The 21307-nt window shown below is 40.5% G+C and carries 21 protein-coding genes; 8 read left to right on the top strand and 13 right to left on the bottom strand.

Annotated features, from left to right (window positions below):
• From ABJE44_RS10280 to ABJE44_RS10270, 3 genes are all read left to right on the top strand, one after another.
• A partial coding sequence (locus ABJE44_RS10280; RefSeq protein WP_348120742.1) for a FimV/HubP family polar landmark protein occupies positions 1-1091 on the top strand: 1091 nt, incomplete at its 5' end.
• Between the two features lie 176 nt (positions 1092-1267).
• Positions 1268-1876, top strand: a complete 609-nt coding sequence (locus tag ABJE44_RS10275) for a methylamine utilization protein (RefSeq protein ID WP_348111952.1) — start codon at positions 1268-1270, stop codon at positions 1874-1876.
• A gap of 64 nt (positions 1877-1940) precedes the next feature.
• A complete protein-coding gene (locus ABJE44_RS10270) occupies positions 1941-3137 on the top strand; it encodes a hypothetical protein (protein WP_348111968.1) in 1197 nt (398 codons plus the stop codon).
• Positions 3138-3179: 42 nt separating this feature from the next.
• Here the strand turns inward: ABJE44_RS10270 and ABJE44_RS10265 are convergent, their stop codons facing one another.
• The 4 genes from ABJE44_RS10265 to ABJE44_RS10250 are packed head-to-tail and all read right to left on the bottom strand — an operon-like array spanning position 3180 to position 5045.
• Complete coding sequence (locus tag ABJE44_RS10265; RefSeq protein ID WP_348111951.1) at positions 3180-3494, bottom strand: cupin; 315 nt, start codon at positions 3492-3494, stop codon at positions 3180-3182.
• The gene (locus ABJE44_RS10260; protein ID WP_348111950.1) at positions 3491-3799 is read right to left on the bottom strand and encodes a DUF1272 domain-containing protein; all 309 of its coding nucleotides are present in this window, start codon (positions 3797-3799) and stop codon (positions 3491-3493) included. Before ABJE44_RS10260 ends, ABJE44_RS10265 begins: the two co-directional genes overlap by 4 nt.
• Positions 3793-4410, bottom strand: coding sequence for a DJ-1/PfpI family protein (locus ABJE44_RS10255; protein WP_348111949.1), 618 nt, complete (start codon positions 4408-4410; stop codon positions 3793-3795). The genes ABJE44_RS10260 and ABJE44_RS10255 overlap by 7 nt, the downstream gene beginning before the upstream one ends.
• Positions 4410-5045, bottom strand: a complete 636-nt coding sequence (locus ABJE44_RS10250) for a DJ-1/PfpI family protein (protein WP_348111948.1) — start codon at positions 5043-5045, stop codon at positions 4410-4412. Before ABJE44_RS10250 ends, ABJE44_RS10255 begins: the two co-directional genes overlap by 1 nt.
• A gap of 111 nt (positions 5046-5156) precedes the next feature.
• Between ABJE44_RS10250 and ABJE44_RS10245 the strand changes: the two genes are divergently transcribed.
• Positions 5157-6152, top strand: coding sequence for a DJ-1/PfpI family protein (locus ABJE44_RS10245; RefSeq protein ID WP_348111947.1), 996 nt, complete (start codon positions 5157-5159; stop codon positions 6150-6152).
• Between the two features lie 43 nt (positions 6153-6195).
• Here the strand turns inward: ABJE44_RS10245 and ABJE44_RS10240 are convergent, their stop codons facing one another.
• The 3 genes from ABJE44_RS10240 to ABJE44_RS10230 all read right to left on the bottom strand — a co-directional run bounded on the left by ABJE44_RS10240 (position 6196) and on the right by ABJE44_RS10230 (position 8796).
• Positions 6196-6936 carry a DUF481 domain-containing protein gene (locus ABJE44_RS10240; protein WP_348111946.1) on the bottom strand — a complete coding sequence of 247 codons (741 nt, stop codon included), beginning with the start codon at positions 6934-6936 and terminating at the stop codon, positions 6196-6198.
• Between the two features lie 100 nt (positions 6937-7036).
• Positions 7037-7741: a DUF481 domain-containing protein gene (locus ABJE44_RS10235; RefSeq protein ID WP_348111945.1), complete on the bottom strand. Its 705-nt coding sequence runs from the start codon at positions 7739-7741 to the stop codon at positions 7037-7039.
• A gap of 209 nt (positions 7742-7950) precedes the next feature.
• Positions 7951-8796 (bottom strand): HDOD domain-containing protein, encoded by an 846-nt coding sequence (locus tag ABJE44_RS10230; protein WP_348111944.1) that lies wholly within the window; start codon positions 8794-8796, stop codon positions 7951-7953.
• 300 nt (positions 8797-9096) lie between these two features.
• Between ABJE44_RS10230 and ABJE44_RS10225 the strand changes: the two genes are divergently transcribed.
• A complete protein-coding gene (locus tag ABJE44_RS10225; protein WP_348111943.1) occupies positions 9097-10005 on the top strand; it encodes an alpha/beta hydrolase in 909 nt (302 codons plus the stop codon).
• A gap of 16 nt (positions 10006-10021) precedes the next feature.
• On the opposite strand, the gene ABJE44_RS10220 is transcribed toward ABJE44_RS10225, so the two are convergent.
• The 3 genes from ABJE44_RS10220 to ABJE44_RS10210 form a co-directional block, all read right to left on the bottom strand.
• Positions 10022-10285 (bottom strand): DUF1289 domain-containing protein, encoded by a 264-nt coding sequence (locus tag ABJE44_RS10220; RefSeq protein ID WP_348111942.1) that lies wholly within the window; start codon positions 10283-10285, stop codon positions 10022-10024.
• A gap of 21 nt (positions 10286-10306) precedes the next feature.
• On the bottom strand, positions 10307-10924 hold the full coding sequence (locus tag ABJE44_RS10215; RefSeq protein ID WP_348111941.1) for a hypothetical protein: 618 nt from the start codon (positions 10922-10924) through the stop codon (positions 10307-10309).
• Between the two features lie 138 nt (positions 10925-11062).
• Positions 11063-13129: a M13-type metalloendopeptidase gene (locus tag ABJE44_RS10210; RefSeq protein ID WP_348111940.1), complete on the bottom strand. Its 2067-nt coding sequence runs from the start codon at positions 13127-13129 to the stop codon at positions 11063-11065.
• Positions 13130-13391: 262 nt separating this feature from the next.
• Between ABJE44_RS10210 and bglX the strand changes: the two genes are divergently transcribed.
• The 3 genes from bglX (at position 13392) to ABJE44_RS10195 (ending at position 16839) form a co-directional block, all read left to right on the top strand.
• Positions 13392-15776, top strand: a complete 2385-nt coding sequence (gene bglX / locus ABJE44_RS10205) for a beta-glucosidase BglX (protein WP_348111939.1) — start codon at positions 13392-13394, stop codon at positions 15774-15776.
• Between the two features lie 110 nt (positions 15777-15886).
• Positions 15887-16297, top strand: a complete 411-nt coding sequence (locus ABJE44_RS10200) for a DUF302 domain-containing protein (RefSeq protein WP_348111938.1) — start codon at positions 15887-15889, stop codon at positions 16295-16297.
• A gap of 125 nt (positions 16298-16422) precedes the next feature.
• Positions 16423-16839 carry a DUF6515 family protein gene (locus ABJE44_RS10195; RefSeq protein ID WP_348111937.1) on the top strand — a complete coding sequence of 139 codons (417 nt, stop codon included), beginning with the start codon at positions 16423-16425 and terminating at the stop codon, positions 16837-16839.
• Positions 16840-16918: 79 nt separating this feature from the next.
• Here the strand turns inward: ABJE44_RS10195 and ABJE44_RS10190 are convergent, their stop codons facing one another.
• The 3 genes from ABJE44_RS10190 to aceF form a co-directional block, all read right to left on the bottom strand.
• A complete protein-coding gene (locus tag ABJE44_RS10190; RefSeq protein ID WP_348111936.1) occupies positions 16919-17671 on the bottom strand; it encodes a hydratase in 753 nt (250 codons plus the stop codon).
• A gap of 84 nt (positions 17672-17755) precedes the next feature.
• The gene (gene lpdA / locus ABJE44_RS10185; RefSeq protein ID WP_348111934.1) at positions 17756-19186 is read right to left on the bottom strand and encodes a dihydrolipoyl dehydrogenase; all 1431 of its coding nucleotides are present in this window, start codon (positions 19184-19186) and stop codon (positions 17756-17758) included.
• Positions 19187-19347: 161 nt separating this feature from the next.
• Positions 19348-21300 (bottom strand): pyruvate dehydrogenase complex dihydrolipoyllysine-residue acetyltransferase, encoded by a 1953-nt coding sequence (aceF, locus tag ABJE44_RS10180; protein ID WP_348111933.1) that lies wholly within the window; start codon positions 21298-21300, stop codon positions 19348-19350.
• Positions 21301-21307 lie beyond the last annotated feature (7 nt).

Below are 21307 nucleotides of genomic sequence, written 5' to 3'. Positions count from 1 at the left end.
CTGAAACAGAGTTAGAAGTTGAAGCTGAAACAGAGTTAGAAGTTGAAGCTGAGCCAGAGTTAGAAGTTGAAGCTGAGCCAGAGTTAGAAGTTGAGCCTGAACCAGAGTTAGAAGTTGAAGTTGAGCCAGAGGTTGAAGCTGAGCCAGAGTTAGAGGTTGAAGCTGAGCCAGAGTTAGAAGTTGAACATGAATTTGAATCTGACTTGGAGTTAGATCCCACATTTGAGCAAGAGCTTGGCGAGCACAATACTCTAGATGAAGATCAGCTTGAAAAGGCACTGGAAGATTTTGAAAATGAAGAGTTAGATGAAGTTTTAGAAGATCTCACTTCTAATGAGAACTCCTCCTTAAGTTCACTTGATGATCTAGAGTTTTCAGCGGTTTCTGAAGACGTTTTAGAAAGTGAAGAAAAGTCTATCGATAAGGTGTTGCAAGACTCTCTTAATGATTTACCTGACTTGAATGATATCGCCTCAAATTCTGATTTTGACGACTCAATACTTGAAAACGCATTAGAAGAGGATTCTCAATTACCGCCCGTTGAGGATAATAGCGAACTTGAGGATATGCCTGGGTTAGGAGATTGGTTAACGGAAGGTGATGAGCCTCAGGCTGATGATAAAGCCATTGAAGAGCTTGATGATTCTAGTTTTGATGAGATGCTCGAGGCCATTGATTTAGATTTAGATGACGAAGATGATTTAGGTTTCGATATTCCTGCTTTATTAGATGAAAATCCAAGTGATGATGCAGTTGAAGAGTCGGTAGCGCTATTAGATGAAGAAAATGATGAAGACTTTTTAGATGTTGAATCTCTGTTAAATGATAGTGTGGATGCTGAAGCTGATGAGCTTACTGAAAATGATTTTGACTTAGATATAGAGCTAGAACCATTTGTTTCAGATCAAGACAACCTTGAAATGATTGATGTTGATGCAGATGATGGGTTGGGGGCTAAGTTAGATTTAGTTCAAGCGTATATTGAAATTGGTGAAGATGATTCAGCTAAAGAGTTGATCGACGATGTTATCGCTAATGGCACACCAAAACAGGTTGCCGAAGCTAAGAAGTTACTAGACAACCTAGGCTAAAATCTTTTTAACTGAATCTAATATTGATTGAATGAATTTTGGTATTTTGTCTGTCTCTAATAATGCATAGGTGCATACGCCAACTGAATTGTTATTAAAGTGGCGTTGATAACCATTAATATTTAGTCAAATTGGATACTTAAGTGAAATTTTACTTTATTGTTTTTAGTGCGCTTTTGAGTAGTAGTGTTTTTTCTAAAGAAACGTCTATTATAGTTTTAAGTAAAGATGACATAGCTGTTGCTAATGTGGTGGTTGCCCTGACTCCTAAGGTGAAGAAAGAGTATACAGCTCCTGAAGAGCTCGCAATCATGGATCAGGTTGATACTCAGTTTTTACCCCATATCTTGATTGTGCAGCAAGACTCTAGGGTCATTTTTCCTAATTCAGATTCCATTAAACACCATGTTTACTCTTTCTCGACGGCTAAAACATTTGAGTTACAGTTATATAAAGACCTTCGGGCTGAACCATTGCTTTTTTCTAATACAGGTATTGTTGAACTAGGCTGCAATATTCATGATTGGATGTTGGGTTATATTTTTGTTGCCGATACTCCTTATTTTGCAAAAACTGATTTACATGGCAAGGTTATACTAGATGTACCTGAAGGAGAGTATGTTCTAAAGGTGTGGAACCCTAGGTTTCAAGAAAAAGAAGAAGTATTAGCTTTAAATATGACAGTTCCTAAAGAAGGTTCAATGATTGTTAAGTTAAACAATGATTTACTGCCAGATCTAAGCGATTACGAACAAAGCGCGGATGAATTTTCAGATTATGAATAAAAGAGTAACTCCCTCTTTTTTGTTTTTAGTGGTGTTAATCAAAACTCTTATTAGAACCAAGCATATGCTTGGTTGGATGTTTTTTCTGAGCTTTACTAAAACGTATGCTTTTGAAATAGAAGGGGTTGTTCAGTTTAATTATGTCAAATCCGATGAGTTACCTGCTTGGTTTGAGCAGGATACTGGGATTCTGGCCTATTCAGAGAATAGCGTCAATTTACAGCAAGGACTAGTGAAGGTTTCTGATAGCTTCACGAATGGGTTGAGTTATTCACTAGTAGGAAACGTTTATCAATTAGGCTCACAGAATATTGGCGTTTCCCAAGCTCAGGTCGCATTTAAGCCATTAAGTAAAGATAAAATTAGATGGCGCGCTAGGGCAGGTTTTTTTTACCCTAAAATGTCTCTAGAAAATGTTGATACGGGATGGCTCTCGCCTTTTACTTATACACAATCAGCCATAAATAGCTGGGTTGGTGAAGAATTACGAACAGCTGGCCTTGAATTAACGCTGTATAGTCCCGGGCGTAGTCGCAATAGTGCTTTTTCGTGGGAGTTGCATGGTTCGGTATATAAGGGCAATGACACTTTAGGGACAGTCATTAGTTGGAGAGGGTTTGCAATGCATGATAGGCAAAGTCTCAACAATGATAAGGTCCCGTTTGCTGCCTATCCAAGTGTGGTGCAAGAAGATAGAATTTTTCATCCAGATTATGTTGAGCCTTTCCATGAATTAGATGGACGATTTGGGTTTTACCTTGGAGCCCATCTAGATTATTACCGACAATCTAGTTTTCGTTATTATTATTATGATAATCAAGCCGATCCTAACGTGGTCAATTATGAACGTTTGTATGCTTGGCGGACTAAGTTTCATTCAATTGCTTTGCAGCATAAGTTTAATAAAAACACTCGCTTGATTACACAGTGGATGACGGGTAGCTCAATTATGGGAAAGCATTTTGTGTATATTGATTTTGATGCTTGGTATTTGATGTTGAGTCATAAATATAAATCTCATAGGTTTAGTGCCCGCTTTGATTTATTTGAAGTGAATGAAGATGATATTTTCCCTTGGGATCCAAATAACAGTGATGGTGAAGCCCTGACATTAGCGTGGCGCTACGATCTGAATATGCATTGGCAAGTAGGGCTTGAACAACACTTTAATCAAAACTCAGCAGATATCAGGGCTACTCTAGGTCAAAACGTTAGTATCGACCAGCAACAGAGTTTGGCGGTGTTACAGTACCGTTGGTGATGCCATCTTATTAATATCCCATTTTGTGTTTGCTTATTTAGCTTAAATACTTCCTTCGCTTTCAATTACCAAGACTCTCGCTTCACCAATAGGGTCTGCATGATGCTTAGTACCTATGGTGGCGTGAAAGATGTCGCCTGTCTTTAAAAGTGATGACTGTACTAAGCTATTAATTTCATAGTGCATTACCACTTCACCGTCTAAAACTACAAACACCTCTTCTCCATTATTTACATGCCAGTGATAGGGTTTATTTGTCCAGTGCAAACGGGTGGTGATGCCATTCATATTGGCAATGGTTATTGCTTCCCACGGCTTTTCTGCGGTAAAGGACTTTCCTTGAGTGATGTTGCTCATCTTTTTTCCGGTGCTATATTTTTGATGTTCAGGCTAAAGGCCAATAATTCTGTTTTAGAATATTCGCTATGGATACGCTGAGTTGATGCAGGATGGTATTGCAAGCTTACTCCTGTTCTATAGGCGACCGATGGGCGTATGGGCCTAGGGGTAAAACCACCACCACAATTTGGGCAAACATTTTGCAGTAGGGTGGTGACACAGTCGATACAGAATGTGCACTCGTAAGAGCAGATATATGCTCGTTCAGAGTGGGCTGGTAAATCGCAATCACAGCATGCGCAATTGGGTTTAATGTCTAACATTTTGATTCTCCTCTTTGGCACCAGTGATATTTCATTTGTCTGGCTGTTCTTTTTGCAAGGGAAGGACTAAACAACTTTTCTACTAAATGTAAACTCATATCTATACCTGCTGAAATGCCGGCAGAAGTGATAACGTGTTCGTGCTCAACCCAAGGGACATTTTCAATAATGGGACTATCTGGAAAAGTTGCTTTAAATTCATTTATATTCTCTCTGTGAGTGGTGCAGGTAAGACCTTGCAAAATCCCTGCTTTGGCTAGTAGAAATACTCCGGTACAGACTGAGGCAGTAATAGGTACTTTCATTGCCTGTTGCGAAATCCATTTTATGACCGGTGCTTTAGTTAACTCATTTGAGTGAAAACCACCAGGTATGATCAGTACACTGAGCTGAGGATGATTTTTAATATTAAATTTAGGTAAAACCTTAAATTCCGCCCTAGCGTTAATATGTCTTCCTGTTTCACCAATTAGAAAAACGTTGTGAATGTCTGGTTGTGTGCTTAAACGGGCTGCCGTAGAGAAAACTTCAAAGGGCCCTGCAAAGTCTAATACTTCGGCATTATCGTAAACATAAATGCCAATATTTAATGAGTGGTTTGTTAATAGCATTAGATTATCTCAGCCTTACAGAATATCTTTAAAACTTGTTCTGTTAGTTTGGGATCAGCGAGTTCTGGTGAGCCTGATGTAAAAGGTGGGGCTGGGTCATACTCTAGTCCCAATTGAATCATTTTTGCTAGGTTTTCGCCGAAAAGTTGTGCTACCACAGTTAGACCAAAATCAAGACCAGCCGTTGCCCCTCCACCAGTTATGCGATTACCATCAATGACGACTCTTTGTTTAGTAGGCGTTACATTGAACCTCTTTAACATATTTAAGGTTGCCCAGTGACTCGTCGCCTTAAATCCATCTAGCAGCCCTGCTTTAGCAAGAATGAGTGAGCCTGAGCAAACTGACGTTACATAGTGTGCTTGATTACCCTGTTCTTCTATAAAGCTCATAAACATGGGGTCGTCTGATACAGCTTTTTGTCCCAGGCCACCGGGTATACATAATAGATCCATTTGTGGTGCGTCTTGAATTGAGCAAGTAGGGTATACAGAAAAACCTGCATCGGTTTTTACTGCATCATAATTGGCTCCAATTAGGTGAATTTCTGCATCGGGCAGTTGGCTAAATACCTGAGCAGGAGCGGTAAAATCAATTGCTGTAACCTGTGCATAAACGATAAAACCAAATTTCATGAAGTGTCCTTATGAGTAATGATGCAACAGAGGTTAACCGTTAATTTGTTTGACATAAATGACATAAAAATATAGTTTTCTGCCATTGTTTTGTTTGTGATAGAGAAAGAAATGAGTAATCAGAGCTCCGGAACTGCAAATCGTAGAGTGTTATTTGTGATATTTGAGCAGTTCGAGTTATTAGATTTATCCGGGCCTTCTTCAGTATTTAATGGTGCTCAAGGATTGTTGCAAAAGCCTTCTTATCAAGTGTTAACTGTGTCTTCATCTGGAGGACTTGTTATGTCTCGCTCTGGTATTGAAGTGAATAGTGAAAAGTTAGCATCTATCAGGGTTGGTCGTTATGACACTCTGATTGTGGTGGGTGGAAGCCGTGAGGCTATCACAAAGGTCACTTCTGATATCTTCTTACAAGATTGGCTTTTAGTTAATATATCTAGGGCTGAACGGATTGGCTCAATTTGCTCAGGCGCATTGGTATTAGCAACATTTGGCTTTCTAGATAATAAAAGAGCAACCACCCATTGGGCCGATGTTGCTCAAATGGCTGATGAGTTTCCCGCTGTTAACGTTGAGCCAGATGCTTTGTATTGTGTTGATAATAATATTTGGACTTCAGCAGGCGTAACCACAGGCATTGATATGGCTTTGGCAATGGTAGGCCAGGATCATCACAATAAAATTATGCATGAGATCGCAAAATGGTTAGTGGTTTATGTACATCGACCTGGACATCAGTCTCAATTTAGTGAGTTACTTGCAGTACAAAATAACCATAAGTTTTCAGATGTTTTACTGTGGTTAGAAAACAACTTAACTAAACCAATAAAAGTCTCTGATATGGCTGAGCAAGCTTGTTTGACTGAGCGTACTTTCTATCGAAAATTTACTGATGAGATTGGAACGAGTCCTTCCAAGTTTTTGGAGAAAAGGCGTTTAAATCGAGCTAAGTTATTGTTAGAGCAGGGAGAGGCCGTAAAGGCTGTACATCAAAAAGTGGGCTATCAATCTGAGTTGGGTTTTCGCAATAGCTTTGTGGCTATGTATGGAGTGTCGCCTGCTATGTTTAAAAAAATGCACTGCAAGTCGTGTAATCAGAAGTGTTGAAATTCTAGCAGGTATAAAATTTATACCTGCTATAAACTAGCGCTTAAAAGAAGCTATAAACTAGTGTTAATGAAGTTTGGGTATCAAGCTTTTCAGTATCATCAGACACATCAGTGTTGTGGTCCATGATCAAAGATACTTTCATAGACAAAGCACCACTAATTACCGCAGACACAGAAGTTTCAGATTTAGATTTAGTGTTATCATTACCTACCTCTGTACTAAGCGCTTGTTTAAAAGTTGAAGTATCAGAAATTTTCCATTGATAGTCCAATGCGCCCCTAACGATGAAGCTGTTTTGCTCTACATCTTCGATTGTTTCGTTAAATGAATAACCAGGACCAATACTATAATTAAATTGGCTAGTGTCATTTTCCCACATTTTTTGTGACCAACCAGCAGCAATAGTTGATTGGTAGTTATAACTGCTGAATCTATCATCTGAATATGAAGCAAAACCAAACAACCTGTGGTCAGGATTTTCTAATTTGTAATTTGCTTGTCCAGATAAAAAGAATTTTTGTGCGGTGGTTTCAGAAGGCTGAAGTACACCATCGTCATCTTCTAATTTATCTTTCTTGTATAGAGCTTCAAAAACAAAGTCGTTACTCCATTGAACTAATTCTTGATGCGCAGATAATTTACCTTTTATTGTGCTAGTTTCGGTGTTACCAGTGGTCGCGATATATCCGAATTCGCCATCCATTGTAAACGGCTTAACTTCGTCAGCTGCGTAAGCATTTCCCGCTGCACAAAGTGCTAGTAAAATAAGAGATTTTTTCATTTCAGTGTCCTGTTGTGTATTTCGGTTTTAGTTAGGCTCTTGTGTTACAAGCCGAGTGAGCACACCAATAAATTGGTATGCACTCTAAAACCATTGATTTTTAAAGAAATTGGTAAACTAAGGTGACGGCAGCTTCGGTATCAAGCTCCTCGTCAGTATTGTTAGTGCCAGAGTCATGGTTGAGTATTATACTCAGTTTCATGGCTAAAGCACCCGAAAGGCGTGTAGATAAAGAACTTTCTGACTTAGTTCGAGTATATTCGGTATCTGCTTCGGTACTGAGATATTGTCTAAAGGTTGCTTGAGGAGATATTTTACACTTATATTCCATTGCCGCTCTTACTATAAAACCATTCTGGTCTTCAGTTATTGTGTCTGGCATTTCATCAGAAATACTATAGCCGGGGCCTATACTATATCTTAATTCACTTTGTTCATTGTTCCAAAGCCTAGAAGACCAACCTGCTGCTAAGGCAGCTTGATAGCGGTAATCATTAAAACGATCTCGTTCAAAATCACTATAAACAAATAGGCGATTGTTAGTGTCGGTTAATTTGTAATCAAATTGACTTGATAAAAATAGTTTTTGAGCACTGGCGACATCTTCGGTCTTTCCATCCACTTCAGATTCACTTTGTGTGTATAGAAAATCACCGACAAGTTGATAGCTCCAGGTTTGTAACTCTTGGCTAATATTCAATTTTGCAGCGGTAGTCGAGGTGTTGGTATTGCCACTGATCAGTAAAAAGCCAAGCTCACTAATGACCGATAGCTCTTCTTCATCAAAGTTCGGTCTTTCAGTCATGTACATTGACTTCATTATATCTGGTCTAGCGTAACTACATTGAGGAGCTAGCAATAATAAAAAAAATAAGAACTTTCGCATTGATCAATAAGCATAGTGTTTAGTGTGAATGATTTTTCAAAAGTATATCGAAAAGAAAGGCTTAAGTGGATAGCTTACATTATAAAAATGTGTCACTAATCTTCTCAATAGCTCGCTTTGTAGCCACTCTATGACAGTGACGGTTTCATAATGTTCAAAATATTTTCAGATTCCATAAGCGCAAATTTGATTGCATCTTGCAAATCTTCTTTATCGACATTTAAGTAGTTTAGTATTTCTTGGGTCACCAAATCATCTGTAGAATAATAATCGTTATTTGTCATAGCCACTGCAGCCCTTGCGGAAGTATAAATTACGGCTACATCTATATCCTCTAAAGCTTTATCTTCGTTATGAGCGTGCATCACTGGTAAATAAAGTTGTGGAGGTATTTGCCATAATTCCAACAAGTTAGAGCTACAATTTGCATAATTAAACCCCAAAACTTTCTGCTGCAGGCTCCAAGGTGAGATTTGTTTATCATAGGTACCACATTGAATGGCGAGTTTAGGCGCGTGCATTGCTACTAATAGTTCACCTATATTGTGTAGTAAACCTAATAGGAAAAAGCGTTCGCTTCCTCTTATTTTAATTATCTTTGCTAAATGCTTGGCGACTAATGCAGCATAGATACTTTGTAGCCAAAAGCGTTTTAAATCAATAACATCACTACTAAAATGTTTGAATGCCGAGCTGGCTGTTTCTGCCATTACCAAGTTATACAGTGCCTCTCCTCCGATTACATTTATGGCCTTGGTTAAGGAGTCTATTTGAGATTCAAACCTAAATAATGGGCTATTAGCAAGTTTTAGCAGTTTTGATGACAATAATGGGTCTAACGCTATCAAGCTACCCAAGTCATTTAAAGAGGATTGCTCATCATCTAACATAGCCCTAAGACGCAAACAAACATCGGGCAGCGCAAATGATTGACTCGCCACTTTCGCAATATCGGTTGGTTGAATAGGGGGCATGTTTTATCCTTCTGCATTTAATATGTATCTATAATAAACGAGTGTTTGATAAATCTGCGTCTCTTCTTAGCGTAATAGGTATGAGTACAGATATATAAAACTTGATTAAGCTAGCAAGCCAATGAAACTTATAAAGTTTCAACTTTCGTGGCTAAAGCGAGTATCTGCAAATTTATTGGTAGTGCGCCGATCTAGGGGGGGGAATATATGAATTTGGGAGTAATTCAAAATTTATTTGAAATTTCAGGCCCATTAACTTTATAGTCGATTCCCTAGTATGCTAGGAAATAAAAAACTAACGTGACTACAACTATGTACACAGCTGAGCGTATTGTCAGCACAAATGGTATTGAGATTAATTATGATAGTTTTGGCAAAGAAGATCACCCTGTCATCATTTTGATTATGGGTCTTGCTACTCAAATGGTTTTTTGGGATGTCAGGTTTTGTGAAATTTTGGCTTCAAAAGGTTATCGAGTGATCAGATTCGATAATCGTGATATCGGTAAAAGTACTTGGTGTGATGCTGCTATCCCTCCTTCCCATTTAGCTTTGTTGGCGAGTATTATATTTGGTCGAACTCTAGATGCGCCCTATTCATTAAATGATATGGCTAATGATACATTAGGTTTAATGGATCAATTGCAGATAAAAAACGCACATATAGTAGGGGCGTCTATGGGAGGCATGATTGCGCAATTGATGGCTATTAACGCCCCTGATAGAGTGAAAAGTTTGACTTCTATTATGTCTACCACTGGCAATAGACAATTACCCAAACCTAAACTCATATTTCTGAAAAATTTGTTTAAACGGCCCCCTAAAAAAGCTGATGAGTTTGTGACATTTGGCTTGTCTTTATGGCAAGCCTTACATGGCAGCACGTATCAATTTCAAAAAGAGAAGGTGTCAGAGTTACTAAGGCTGTCGGTTAACCGAGGGCTTAATCCTAAAAGTAATATTCGTCAGCTTGCTGCCATATTAAGCTCAAAGGATAGAACCCAGCCGCTCAAAGCCGTGAATATTCCAAGCTTAATTTTACATGGGGATAGTGACCCGCTGATACCTGTCGCGTGTGGGTATGCCACAGCTCAGGCGATCCCCCATTCAAAAATAAAGGTTTACCCGGGAATGGGACACACATTGCCCGATGAGTTACTGCAAGAGATAGCTAACGATATTCTGGAACTAATAGGGACTGCTAGCTGATAAGGTCAACAACAACTTATGTATCTTCTGACGCATCACCCAGTAAGTTAAGTTGTGGTAAAGGGATATCACCTGATTTTTTACGCCTTGTATTTTGCTGTGCGCGTTTTTTTCGGATGCCACAGGCTTTAACGATTTTACTTTGCACGTCTTGTTCTAATTTTGTCCAGTGTAAACGTTCGTCTCTGGAGCGATAGCAACCTAAACAAAATCCCTTTGGCCCTGATTGGCAAACGCCAATACATGGGCTAGTAATTTCAAATATTTCAATCTGCTTCACTATGGCCTCAGGTATTATTGGTCAAAAACGTTTACGGTACTTGAGTCTAGCATACCAAGGTTTTAAGACTGAAAAATACACAAGTATTAAACCAGTAAAGGTAAACAGCAGAGATAAACCGGCTGCTCCAATCAGTAAGGGATGATTAAAGTCTTCACGGTCTTGATAATCCATAATGTGTAACATCCAGAAAAAATCATACAGTCGCCAAATGTCACTGCGCACCGAGGCTACCTCTCCAGATTGTGGGTTGATATAAAAACTCGTGTGTATCCAGTCATCAAAGGTGACGTGATACATTGGCAGATTTAAATGTCTAACCTCAAAAGGAATGGTTTTTAGGTTCTCAACCGTTAGGGCTTTAGCTTTTTTTGCATGCTGGTATTCAGCTAATTCTTGAATGGCTGAGGGCTTTAAAAGCTTGGCCTCTGTCGCTGTTGAAGGGTTTAACCAGTAGGTTTGGTTGTGAGGATCTTGAGCTTTTATTAACCAGTCCGTGCCTCTTTGAACCCAACTTAGTTGCTGCCAATTTGTAAGGGTAAAATCGTTAGATAGTGGGGGCTTTATAATTTGTTGTATTTTTGGAGGTAATACAAGGTGCTTGCCTCGTACTTTTTCTATGGGAAATGAGCCCGCCACTTATCCATAGTAAAATTTGTATAGCGACTAAATAGGCTATCCATTTATGTACTTTGCGCCAAAATTTCATTTGTTTCCTAGAAAGAAAAGGCTGCACTATGCAGCCTTTATTATTTACAAAAAAACACGCGAGTTAAATTACCAAATTTTCACTCTGTCTTCTGGTTTAATGTACATAGCGTCCCCTTCTTTGACATCAAAAGCCTTATAAAAAGCATCAACATTGCTGGCGATGCCGTTTACACGATATTCGCCAGGTGAGTGGGGGTCACTCAACAATCTTGCTCTTAATGCATCTTCGCGGTATTTGCTACGCCATACTTGGGCATAACCCATGAAGAAACGCTGGTCACCAGTTAATCCGTCGATAACGGGCGCTTCTTGGTTCTGAAGTGACATCTGGTAGGCTTTGTATCCTATAGTAACACCTGATAAATCGCCTATGTTTTCACCTAAGGTTAGCGAGCCATTTACGTGCTGTCCTTCGATTGGCTCAAACTTGTCAAATTGGGCTACTAGGTTTTTACCTAATGCATCAAAAGCTTCTCTATCTTGCTCTGTCCACCAACTCCGTAGATTACCGTCGCCATCATATTTTGAGCCTTGGTCATCAAAACCATGCCCCATTTCATGACCAATTACGGCACCAATGGCACCATAATTAACGGCATCATCGGCGTCCATGTTAAAGAAGGGCGGTTGTAAAATACCCGCTGGGAATACAATTTCATTCCGTATTGGGTGATAATAAGCATTAATCGTTTGTGGCGTCATGCCCCATTCTGATGTATCAACGGCTTTGCCAATTTTGTTTACTTCATAAAAGTGATCAAAGCGTGAGTAACGTAAATAGTTACCTACTAAGTCATCTGCACGGATTTCTAGTTCAGAATAATCCCGCCATTTGTCTGGATAACCAATTTTAGGGGTAAAGGCTTCTAGTTTTTGCTGCGCCGCTTTTTTGGTTTCTACGGTCATCCAGTCTAGTTGTTGAATGCTTTCTCCATATGCTTTCGTTAGGTTAGTGACTAACGTATCCATTTTGGCTTTTGCCTCAGGCGTGAAATGCTTGTCTACATACTGTTGCCCTAATACTTCACCAAGTACACTACTGGTAGAGGCTACTGCACGTTTCCAGCGAGGTTGTTGCTCTGGAATGCCATTTAGAGTGGTGGAGTGAAAAGCAAAATGTAAATCCACAAAATCTTGACTTAAACGAGGGGCGTAAGTATCCACTAAATTATAGGTCAGGTAGTCTTTCCAGGTTTGTAGACTATGAGAAGCAAAGATATTGGCTACTTTTTCGAAATAAGGAATGTTTCTGACAATTACGTCTTGTACTTGTCCTATACCACCGACCTCTGCGTAAGCGTTCCAATCAAAGCTGCCAAGTAAAGCATTAACTTGGGTCGCAGTTTGCTTGTTGTAATTTTTTTCTGCGTCACGGCGTTCAACACTAGAAATATGGCTGGCTGCTATGTCTTTTTCTAACGCCATTATTTGACTGGCTGCATCACTGGCAGATGAATGCCCTGTTTTTGCTAATACATCAGCCATGTAGGCTTGTGTTGCAGCTCGGAAATTAACAAACTTTTCATCTTCTTTACTGTAATAGTCTCTATCAGGCAGAGTTAAACCACTTTGATATAAATACAGCGCCTCGATAGTAGGATTTTTGGCGTCTGGGGTATTGTAGTAGCCAAATGGGCCTGCGACTCCTAAGACATAAAGCTCTCCAAACATTTTAGATAACTGTTCCATGTTTTCTATAGCATTTATATCATCTAATATCGGTTGTAATGGTGTTAGTCCTAAAGTATTTGCCAACTCAACATCCATGTAGCTATTGTACATGTCCCCTAATTTTTGAGGGTTTGAGCCTTTTTCTGCAGTACTTTTTGCTGCGTTCTGGATCAGGGTTTTAAGATTTTCTTGTGTGTCGTCATAAAGAACATTGAAGACACCGTAGCCTGATTTATCTGATGGGATCTCTGTTGTCTTAAGCCAGGTGCCGTTTACATGTCTGAACAGATCATCTTGAATACGAACTGTGTTATCAATAGCCGTTAAATCAATGCCTGAGGTGAGTGGCGTTGCCACTTCTGTTACGCTTGGTGCTGACTCTTCTTTGGTTTCTGGTGGAGTACATGCACTAAGTCCCAGTGCAATGCTGACTCCCAATGCTAGCAAATTAATTTTTTTCATCTGTCTACCTGTTACGTGGAGTAATGAATTTACTCTCGATTATAATAAGAAAATATCTTTGGCAGTTTACTGGCTGGGAAAGTGTTGTGCAAAAATAGCCTGAATTTAAGTGTGAGGAATTGTTTCTACATCTGTGTTGCGTCATGATTTTATGGAGAAATGTTTAAAGGCTTGCTTTACCCTATTAGCTTGTAAGTAAAAAATACAACTATTTCACTTTGATTTGGTCAAAAGACTCATACATGTTTCAAAATAGGCCCTTATGAATTTTTGTATTAAAACTAGTTGCTGTGCTTTAGGTATTTTGTTCTCTCAGTGCATACACGCAACCCCAACTATGTTTAGTGATGTAATCAACCCTAGCAGCAATCAAAACCTGTCTAAACATGACTGGCGAAACAGAAGCCGCTCAATGGATAAGTTTATTGATGATTTACTGGGGAAGATGACCTTAGACGAAAAGATAGGACAGCTTGATTTACAAAGTGGTTATAGAGGGGTGACAGGTCCGTTCGTTAATGCAGCTTACGAACAACAAATTAGAAATGGCAATGTGGGGGCTATCTTTAACGCCTATGGCGCGGAATTTGGCAAACGCTTACAAACAATAGCCGTAGAGCAAACTCGCTTAGGCATTCCGATTATCATTGGTCATGATGTAATCCATGGTCATAAAACTATATTTCCTCAATCTATTGGTGAAGCTGCTAGCTGGGATTTAGAAGCCATACAGTTAAGTGCGAAAATTGCAGCTAAGGAGGCATCTGCTGACGGCATAATGTGGTCCTTTGCACCTATGGCAGACATAGTAAGAGATCCACGGTGGGGGCGAGTGTCAGAAAGCGCAGGGGAGGACCCACTGTTAACATCGGCTATTTCGGTGGCCAGGGTCAAGGGTTTTCAAGGAGAAGATATCAGCCGAGATGATACTATCATGGCCACTGCCAAGCATTTTGTCGGTTATGGCGCATCTCAAGCTGGCAGAGATTACAATTCTACAGATATATCTGAACACAGGTTGTGGAGCCTTTATTTACCGCCTTTTAAAGCTATGTTAGATGCAGGGGTGACCACCTTTATGACAGGTTTTAATGATTTAAATGGTACACCGGTTACGGGAAATCGCTACTTACTTAAAGATGTGCTGCGAGATAAATGGGGATTCAAAGGGTTTGTTGTGACTGACTACACCGCAGTTAATGAGTTAGTGGCCCACGGTTATGCCAAAGATGAAAAACATGCCGCTCAGCTTGCCTTTAATGGTGGGGCAGATATGGATATGGTGGGGCAAACCTACCTAAAATATCTGAAACCATTAATCGAAGAGAAAAAGGTTTCTGAGGCTAGGTTAAACGATGCGGTAAGACGAGTCCTTGAAATGAAGTGGCGTTTAGGTTTATTCGCAGATCCTTACCGTTACCATGATGACAAGCGCGCTGCTAAGCGCATTCTTACAAAAGAAAACCTCGCAGCAGCCACGGATATGGCAAGACGCTCGATGGTGTTATTAAAAAATCATAATCAACCCCTGCCTATTGATACAAAAAAAATTAACAGTATTGCACTTATCGGCCCGTTAGCTGATAACCGCTATGACATGATTGGCAATTGGGCAGGAGCGGGTGACCGCGGGGCCCAACCAGTAACTGTCAAAGAGGGGCTTGAAAGTATACTCGGTGATGACGTTACCATACGTTATGCCAAAGGAGCCACTCACTCATATTTGTTATCTCATACGGGTATGTCTTCACTCATGGGCATAGATGTACCTGTTTCAGGTCAAACCAAAGAAGATTTACAGAGTGATATAGATGAAGCGTTGCAAATCGCCAAAACGTCAGATGTAGTGGTGATGGTGCTAGGTGAAGACCAAAGAATGTCTGGAGAGGCTTCAAGCCGCACAGAGTTAACGTTACCGGGGAACCAACAAGCACTCATGGAAGCTCTGCGTAGCTTGAACAAGCCTCTTATTTTAGTGGTGATGAGTGGTCGGCCCAATGATTTAAGGTGGGCTGACAGTAATGTTGATGCCATTTTACAAGCTTGGTATCCGGGAACGATGGGAGGGCAAGCCGTTGCTGATGTTTTGATGGGAAAATACAACCCTGCGGGCAAGCTACCTATGACATTTCCAAGATCCGTAGGGCAAGTTCCGCTATTTTATAACCACAAAAACACTGGGCGGCCAATAGGCTCTGCTAATCCGTCTCATACGCCTGTGGAATATACTTCCCGTTATGATGACTCTCTCAATTCACCTCTATATGCTTTTGGTCACGGGTTAAGTTATACCCAATTTGAATACGGCCCTCCAACATTAAGTAGTGAAAAGTTAACGCTTAAAGGTGAACTGACTCTTACAGTAAAAGTAACAAATGTTGGTGATAGAAAGGGGGAGGAAGTCATTCAGCTGTATACACATCAAAAAGTGGGGTCAATTACTCGTCCAGTAAAAGAGCTCAAAGGTTTCCAGAAACTTGAGTTTGCACCTGGAGAAACCAAAAATGTTAAATTTACCCTCACCCCTGCCGATTTAGCGTTTTTCAGAGCTGATATGACGTGGGGGATAGAGCCCGGAGAGTTCGATGTTATGGTTGGAGGTGCGTCCAATCAAGTTCAGGCCCTAACTTTTACTCTAACAGATTGATGAGTTAATAAAATAAGTGCGGTTTTTGTTTGCTTTTAATAAGTGTAATTTAAATAAATAGGAATATAAAAATGAGTAGGTTGCTGCTTTTAAGTTTGGTTTTTTTGAATATGAGTTTTACGGCATCTGCGAGCGAAGGCCTAATACGGCATGAAAGCCCTTATTCAGTGGATGAAACTATGTCTCGATTTAAAAACATAGTACTTGGAAAAGGTTTTACTGTGTTTTCTGTCATAGATCATCAGCAAAATGCGGCTAAGGTTGGGTTAGAACTCGAGCCAACTCAAGTCATATTATTTGGTAACCCTAAAGTGGGTACGCGCTTGATGCAATGCGCTCAAAACACTGCCATTGATTTACCCCAAAAAGTGCTGATAACAGAACATGAAAATAAGGTGTGGTTGTCTTATAACGACCCTAGCTATTTGAAAAATCGTCACTTTATAAAAGGCTGTGACTCGGTTATTAAAAAAGTGTCTGGGGCGTTAGGTTCGTTTTCGAAAGCGGCAATTGCAAAGTAAAAAGTCTAGGTATTAACCGCTATTTGTAGTTAATTTGCACATTGTTTACTTAATTACGCCTGAAATTATTTTAACTTCAGATGTCTGACCTACTGTCATTAATACTATTTAGTAGGAGCCATTTTATGAGACATAGTAAAATAATTTGCTTTATATGTTGCTTAGCGCTCACATCTTGCGCCATTAGTCCTGGTGGACGTAGAGGTGGTTCGATACATGGTCACGTGAGAGCGGGTGGCTCAGGTGCGGCGCTTATTTTAGGGGCTGGGGTGTTAATAGGCACCATTATAACGTCATTGCCAAAAAGACATGTTGCCGTCAAAGATGACCTATATTTGTCTGGTGGGGTGTTTTATAAACCTACATCTACTGGATATGTAGCCGTTGCAGCCCCAATAGGAACATGGGTGGCTACTATCCCTAAACAGCACGATCTTGTACACATTAATAATTATGAGTACTTCAGAAGTCACTCAACTTGGTATCGATATGACTTCGATAAAGAACAATATCAAGTGGTTAGTAATCCCTTTGATAATTGATACTAAGGGACAAAGGGTCTGTAATTTAGTTTTGTGTAACGCATAAGGAGCTTAGTTATAGCCTAAGCTCCATTTACGATTACACTAACGCTTTAAATGTCACTGTATATTCAGCTAAATCTTGGTAAGAAATTGTGGTTTCAACGTCAAAGGGCATGTCTAATACACCTTTGAATGAACCGGTAATTATGACCTCTCCGGCCTCAAAGCTAACGCCCCGTTTGGTCATATAATTGATTAACCATACCAAGCCATCAATGGCTCGAGGATTAGGGTGCTTGCCGTCGAATGCTTGGGGCTCGCCATTTTGAGTAATATTGAGCTGCACTGTGCTTAAGTCTATGGCAATGTTTTTGTCTACTTCTGGGCCAATAAATACCCCTTGATTTACCATGCAGTCAGCCAGGCTATCTGCAAATTCTTTACCTGCATCGTCAGCATATCGGCTTTGTATTAGCTCTAAGGCCATATGAGCTGTTCCAATGGCATCCACTATTTCAGATTCAGTATAGTCGCTAGTTTTTACTGCCAATGGCTTTGCCAGTACAAAGCCAATCTCAGGCTCTACTCTGGCCACGCCATTATCTGCAAATAAAGCTACGGTAGGGGTATCTTGTTGCAGATCAAAAATGGGAGCCACAACAATTTTACCTTCAGCTGGTGGTAATAAGCACTTCCAACCTTTTACCTTATGTAGCTTTGCCATTTCACCTTGAATAGCTAGTGCCTCGTCATTGGTTTTGGGGCGAATGTCGTCATCTAAACAAGAATACTTGGCTTCTGCTTGACGGCGGCTAAGTAGTTGTTTGGCGGCTTCTTGAAAATTATTCATATACATTCCCTATGCTTGCAATGGGTTTATTTACATAATAAAAAAGGGCCATCTAGGCCCTTTTAAAACGATTTAGGTAAGGTGTTACTTTTTCTTTTTAACGGCTTTCGCGTTAGGTAAGTCAGTAATTGAACCTTCGAAAATTTCAGCGGCTAAACCAATTGATTCGTTGAGAGTAGGGTGAGCATGAATAGTTAAACCAACATCTTCAGCGTCTGCGCCCATTTCAACAGCTAAACATACTTCGCCTAGCATTTCACCAGCGTTGATCCCAACAATTGCACCACCTAATACACGGCCGGTTTCTTTGTCGAATATCATTTTAGTTTTACCTTCAGTACGTGCAGATGCGATTGCACGACCAGATGCAGCCCATGGGAAGTTAGCCACTTCAATTTTTAAACCTTGCTCTTTTGCTTCACGCTCTGTAACGCCAACCCAAGCCATTTCTGGGTCAGTGTAAGCGATTGAAGGGATACAACGAGGGTCGAACACGTGTTTCTTACCTGAGATAACTTCAGCTGCACAGTGTGCTTCGTGTACCGCTTTATGAGCAAGCATAGGTTGACCTACAACATCACCGATAGCAAAGATATGATTAACGTTAGTACGTAACTCGTTAGTTACATTGATGAAGCCACGCTCATCTACTGCAACGCCAGCTTTATCGGCATCAATAAGTTTACCGTTTGGCTTACGGCCAACAGCAACTAGAATTTTGTCGTAACGAACTTGTCCTTCAGGTGCATTTTTACCTTCAAAAGTAACGTATAAGCCGTCATCTTTAGCATCTACAGCCACAACTTTAGTAGACAACATAATGTTGAATTTTTTCTTGTTGTAGTTGGTATAAACTTTAACTATGTCTGCATCAGCTGCAGGCACCAATTGGTCTGCAAATTCAACAACAGAAACATTAGAGCCAAGAGCGTTATATACTGTACCCATTTCTAGGCCGATAATACCGCCACCTAGTACTAACATTTCTTCTGGAACATCTTTAAGTTCTAAAGCGCCAGTTGAGTCGATAACGCGAGGGTCGTCAGTTGGGATAAATGGTAAGTCAACAACAGATGAACCTGCCGCAATAATAGCGTTGTCAAAGGTAACTTTGGTTTCTTTACCGTCGTTACCTGCTACTACAATTGTTTTATCAGAGGTAAATTTACCTAATCCATAAACAGTTGTCACTTTACGGGCTTTTGCCATACCACCTAAACCGCCAGTTAACTGACCGATTACGCTTTCTTTCCAACCACGAATTTTATCTAGGTCGATTTCTGGCTTACCAAATGTCACACCATGAGAAGACATAGCTTCTGCATCGTCAATGACTTTAGCTACATGTAACAAAGCTTTAGATGGGATACAGCCAACATTTAGACAAACACCACCTAGTGTTTCACGGCTTTCTATTAATACTACATCTAAACCTAAATCTGCTGCACGGAACGCTGCTGAATAACCACCAGGGCCTGCACCTAATACCACTACTTGGGTTTTAATTTCGCTCATTTGAACCTCAAATTATCCTGTTATGACAGTATGTCTGGTTACATTTGTAAATTGTGTAAACCATACACTGTGAATAAATTTTTTTTAACCCCAATCTTTGGGTTAATTAAAAATCGATAACAATTTAATGCTATCGATTTATATTTTTTAACGCATCTACCTTAAAGTACTAGGCGGCGTAAGTCTGTTAGGTTGTTAGCAATCTCAGTTGAGAATGCAGCACCTTCAGCGCCATCAATTACTCTATGGTCGTAAGATAGACTTAATGGCACCATTAAGCGTGGAACAAACTCTTTACCGTTCCACTTAGGTTTAAAGTCTGACTTAGATACCCCTAGGATACCTACTTCTGGTGCATTTACGATTGGTGTAAATGCTGTACCACCAATGCCACCTAAACTGGAGATAGTGAATGTGCCACCTTGCATATCGGCTGCTTTAAGCTTGCCTTCACGGGCTTTACCAGAAATAACGATTAGCTCTCTAGATAGTTCTTCTATGCCTTTTTTGTTCACGTCTTTAATAACCGGAACAACTAAGCCGCCAGGTGTTGCTACTGCAATACCTATGTTGACGAATTTCTTAAGGATTAAACTTGCACCGTCATCAGACAATGTTGAGTTCATATTAGGGAACTTCTCTAACGCACGAGCTACTGCTTTCATAACGAACACAAGAGGCGTAATTTTTAAGCCAGTCTTTTTCTTCGCATGATATGCATTTTGTTCTTTACGGAAGTCTTCGATATCTGTGATATCAGCTTCATCGAACTGAGTAACGTGTGGGATAGTTGCCCAGTTACGGTGTAAGAATGGACCAGAAATTTTCTGAATACGACCAAGAGCCACTTCTTCAATCTCACCAAACTTACTATGATCCACAGGTTTAACAGGGACGATTTGTAATACATTGTCGCCTACTATGGCACTGCCACCAGTAGCCGCTTTAGGTGCAGCAAGGGCTGCTTTTACATAGGCTTGAACGTCTTCTTTTAAGATACGTCCTTTACGGCCTGTACCTTTAACTAAGCTTAAATCAACACCAAATTCACGACCTAAACGACGGATAGCTGGAGAAGTATAAACAGGACCTGATGACTTGAAGTCACTTGGTGCAGCTGCAACAGGTGCAGGTTTTGCTTGAGGTGCAGGAGCTGCCGCCGGAGCAGGTGCCGGAGCTGCAGGAGCGGCCGCAGGAGCTGGAGCCGCTGCACCGCCTTTAGTCTCAAGTTTAATTACAACTGAGCCTTGCTTAACTTTGTCACCGGTTTTGATGAATACTTCTTTCACTGTTCCTGCGTGAGTTGAAGGGACATCCATAGTTGCTTTATCAGTTTCTAAAGTGATTAAACCGTCTTCTTCTTCGATTTCATCGCCTACAGCAACGAGTACATCAATAACATCAACTTCACCGTCTTCGCCAATATCTGGTACAGCCACTTCAAGTGTTTCACTTGCAGTTGGAGCCGCTGCTGGCGCTGCAGCTGGTGCAGGAGCTGATTCAGCTGCCGGTGCTTCAGACGCTGAGCCTGCCGTTTCAAGTTTTATAACAAGTGTACCTTGTTTAACTTTATCGCCGTTTTTGATAAATACTTCTTTAACTGTACCTGCATGTGTAGATGGCACATCCATAGTGGCTTTGTCAGTTTCTAGTGTGATTAGGCCATCTTCTTCTTCAATGACATCACCAACCGCCACAAGTACGTCGATTACATCAACTTCACCGTCTTCGCCAATATCTGGTACGGCAACTTCGATGACTTCGCTAGCGCCTGATACTGCAGGTGCTGGAGCTTCTGCTGGTGCAGGTGCCGCTTCTGGAGCTGGAGCTTCAGCTACCGGTGCTGCTGGCTCTTCAGCTGCTGGAGCATCTGCTCCGGCGGCTTTGATTTCGCCAATTACGTCACCTTCTTTAATTTTGTCTCCAACGGCAACGGCTAGACTTGCTAATTCACCTACAAACGGTGCAGGGATATCCATTGACGCTTTATCAGTTTCAACGGTAACAATCCCTTCATCAGCTTCTAGTGCATCACCCACGGCAACACAAATTTCGATGATTTCAACTTCTTCGCCACCCACATCAGGGACTAGAATTTTTTGAATATCAGACATATATAAG

The sequence above is a fragment of the Paraglaciecola sp. genome, assembly GCF_039942875.1.
Taxonomy (GTDB): domain Bacteria; phylum Pseudomonadota; class Gammaproteobacteria; order Enterobacterales; family Alteromonadaceae; genus Paraglaciecola.
Note: the sequence above shows the minus strand (reverse complement) of the source record. Positions and strands in the feature narration are given on the sequence as shown.

Coding starts and splice junctions, on each gene's coding strand:
- ABJE44_RS10200 (WP_348111938.1), top strand. CDS start 15,887: ATGAGTTTTACGGCATCTGCGAGCGAAGGCCTAATACGGCATGAAAGC.
- ABJE44_RS10255 (WP_348111949.1), bottom strand. CDS start 4,410: ATGCTATTAACAAACCACTCATTAAATATTGGCATTTATGTTTACGAT.
- ABJE44_RS10250 (WP_348111948.1), bottom strand. CDS start 5,045: ATGAAATTTGGTTTTATCGTTTATGCACAGGTTACAGCAATTGATTTT.
- ABJE44_RS10210 (WP_348111940.1), bottom strand. CDS start 13,129: ATGAAAAAAATTAATTTGCTAGCATTGGGAGTCAGCATTGCACTGGGA.
- ABJE44_RS10245 (WP_348111947.1), top strand. CDS start 5,157: ATGAGTAATCAGAGCTCCGGAACTGCAAATCGTAGAGTGTTATTTGTG.
- ABJE44_RS10230 (WP_348111944.1), bottom strand. CDS start 8,796: ATGCCCCCTATTCAACCAACCGATATTGCGAAAGTGGCGAGTCAATCA.
- bglX (WP_348111939.1), top strand. CDS start 13,392: ATGAATTTTTGTATTAAAACTAGTTGCTGTGCTTTAGGTATTTTGTTC.
- lpdA (WP_348111934.1), bottom strand. CDS start 19,186: ATGAGCGAAATTAAAACCCAAGTAGTGGTATTAGGTGCAGGCCCTGGT.
- ABJE44_RS10265 (WP_348111951.1), bottom strand. CDS start 3,494: ATGAGCAACATCACTCAAGGAAAGTCCTTTACCGCAGAAAAGCCGTGG.
- ABJE44_RS10190 (WP_348111936.1), bottom strand. CDS start 17,671: ATGAATAATTTTCAAGAAGCCGCCAAACAACTACTTAGCCGCCGTCAA.
- ABJE44_RS10270 (WP_348111968.1), top strand. CDS start 1,941: ATGCTTGGTTGGATGTTTTTTCTGAGCTTTACTAAAACGTATGCTTTT.
- aceF (WP_348111933.1), bottom strand. CDS start 21,300: ATGTCTGATATTCAAAAAATTCTAGTCCCTGATGTGGGTGGCGAAGAA.
- ABJE44_RS10260 (WP_348111950.1), bottom strand. CDS start 3,799: ATGTTAGACATTAAACCCAATTGCGCATGCTGTGATTGCGATTTACCA.
- ABJE44_RS10195 (WP_348111937.1), top strand. CDS start 16,423: ATGAGACATAGTAAAATAATTTGCTTTATATGTTGCTTAGCGCTCACA.
- ABJE44_RS10240 (WP_348111946.1), bottom strand. CDS start 6,936: ATGAAAAAATCTCTTATTTTACTAGCACTTTGTGCAGCGGGAAATGCT.
- ABJE44_RS10235 (WP_348111945.1), bottom strand. CDS start 7,741: ATGACTGAAAGACCGAACTTTGATGAAGAAGAGCTATCGGTCATTAGT.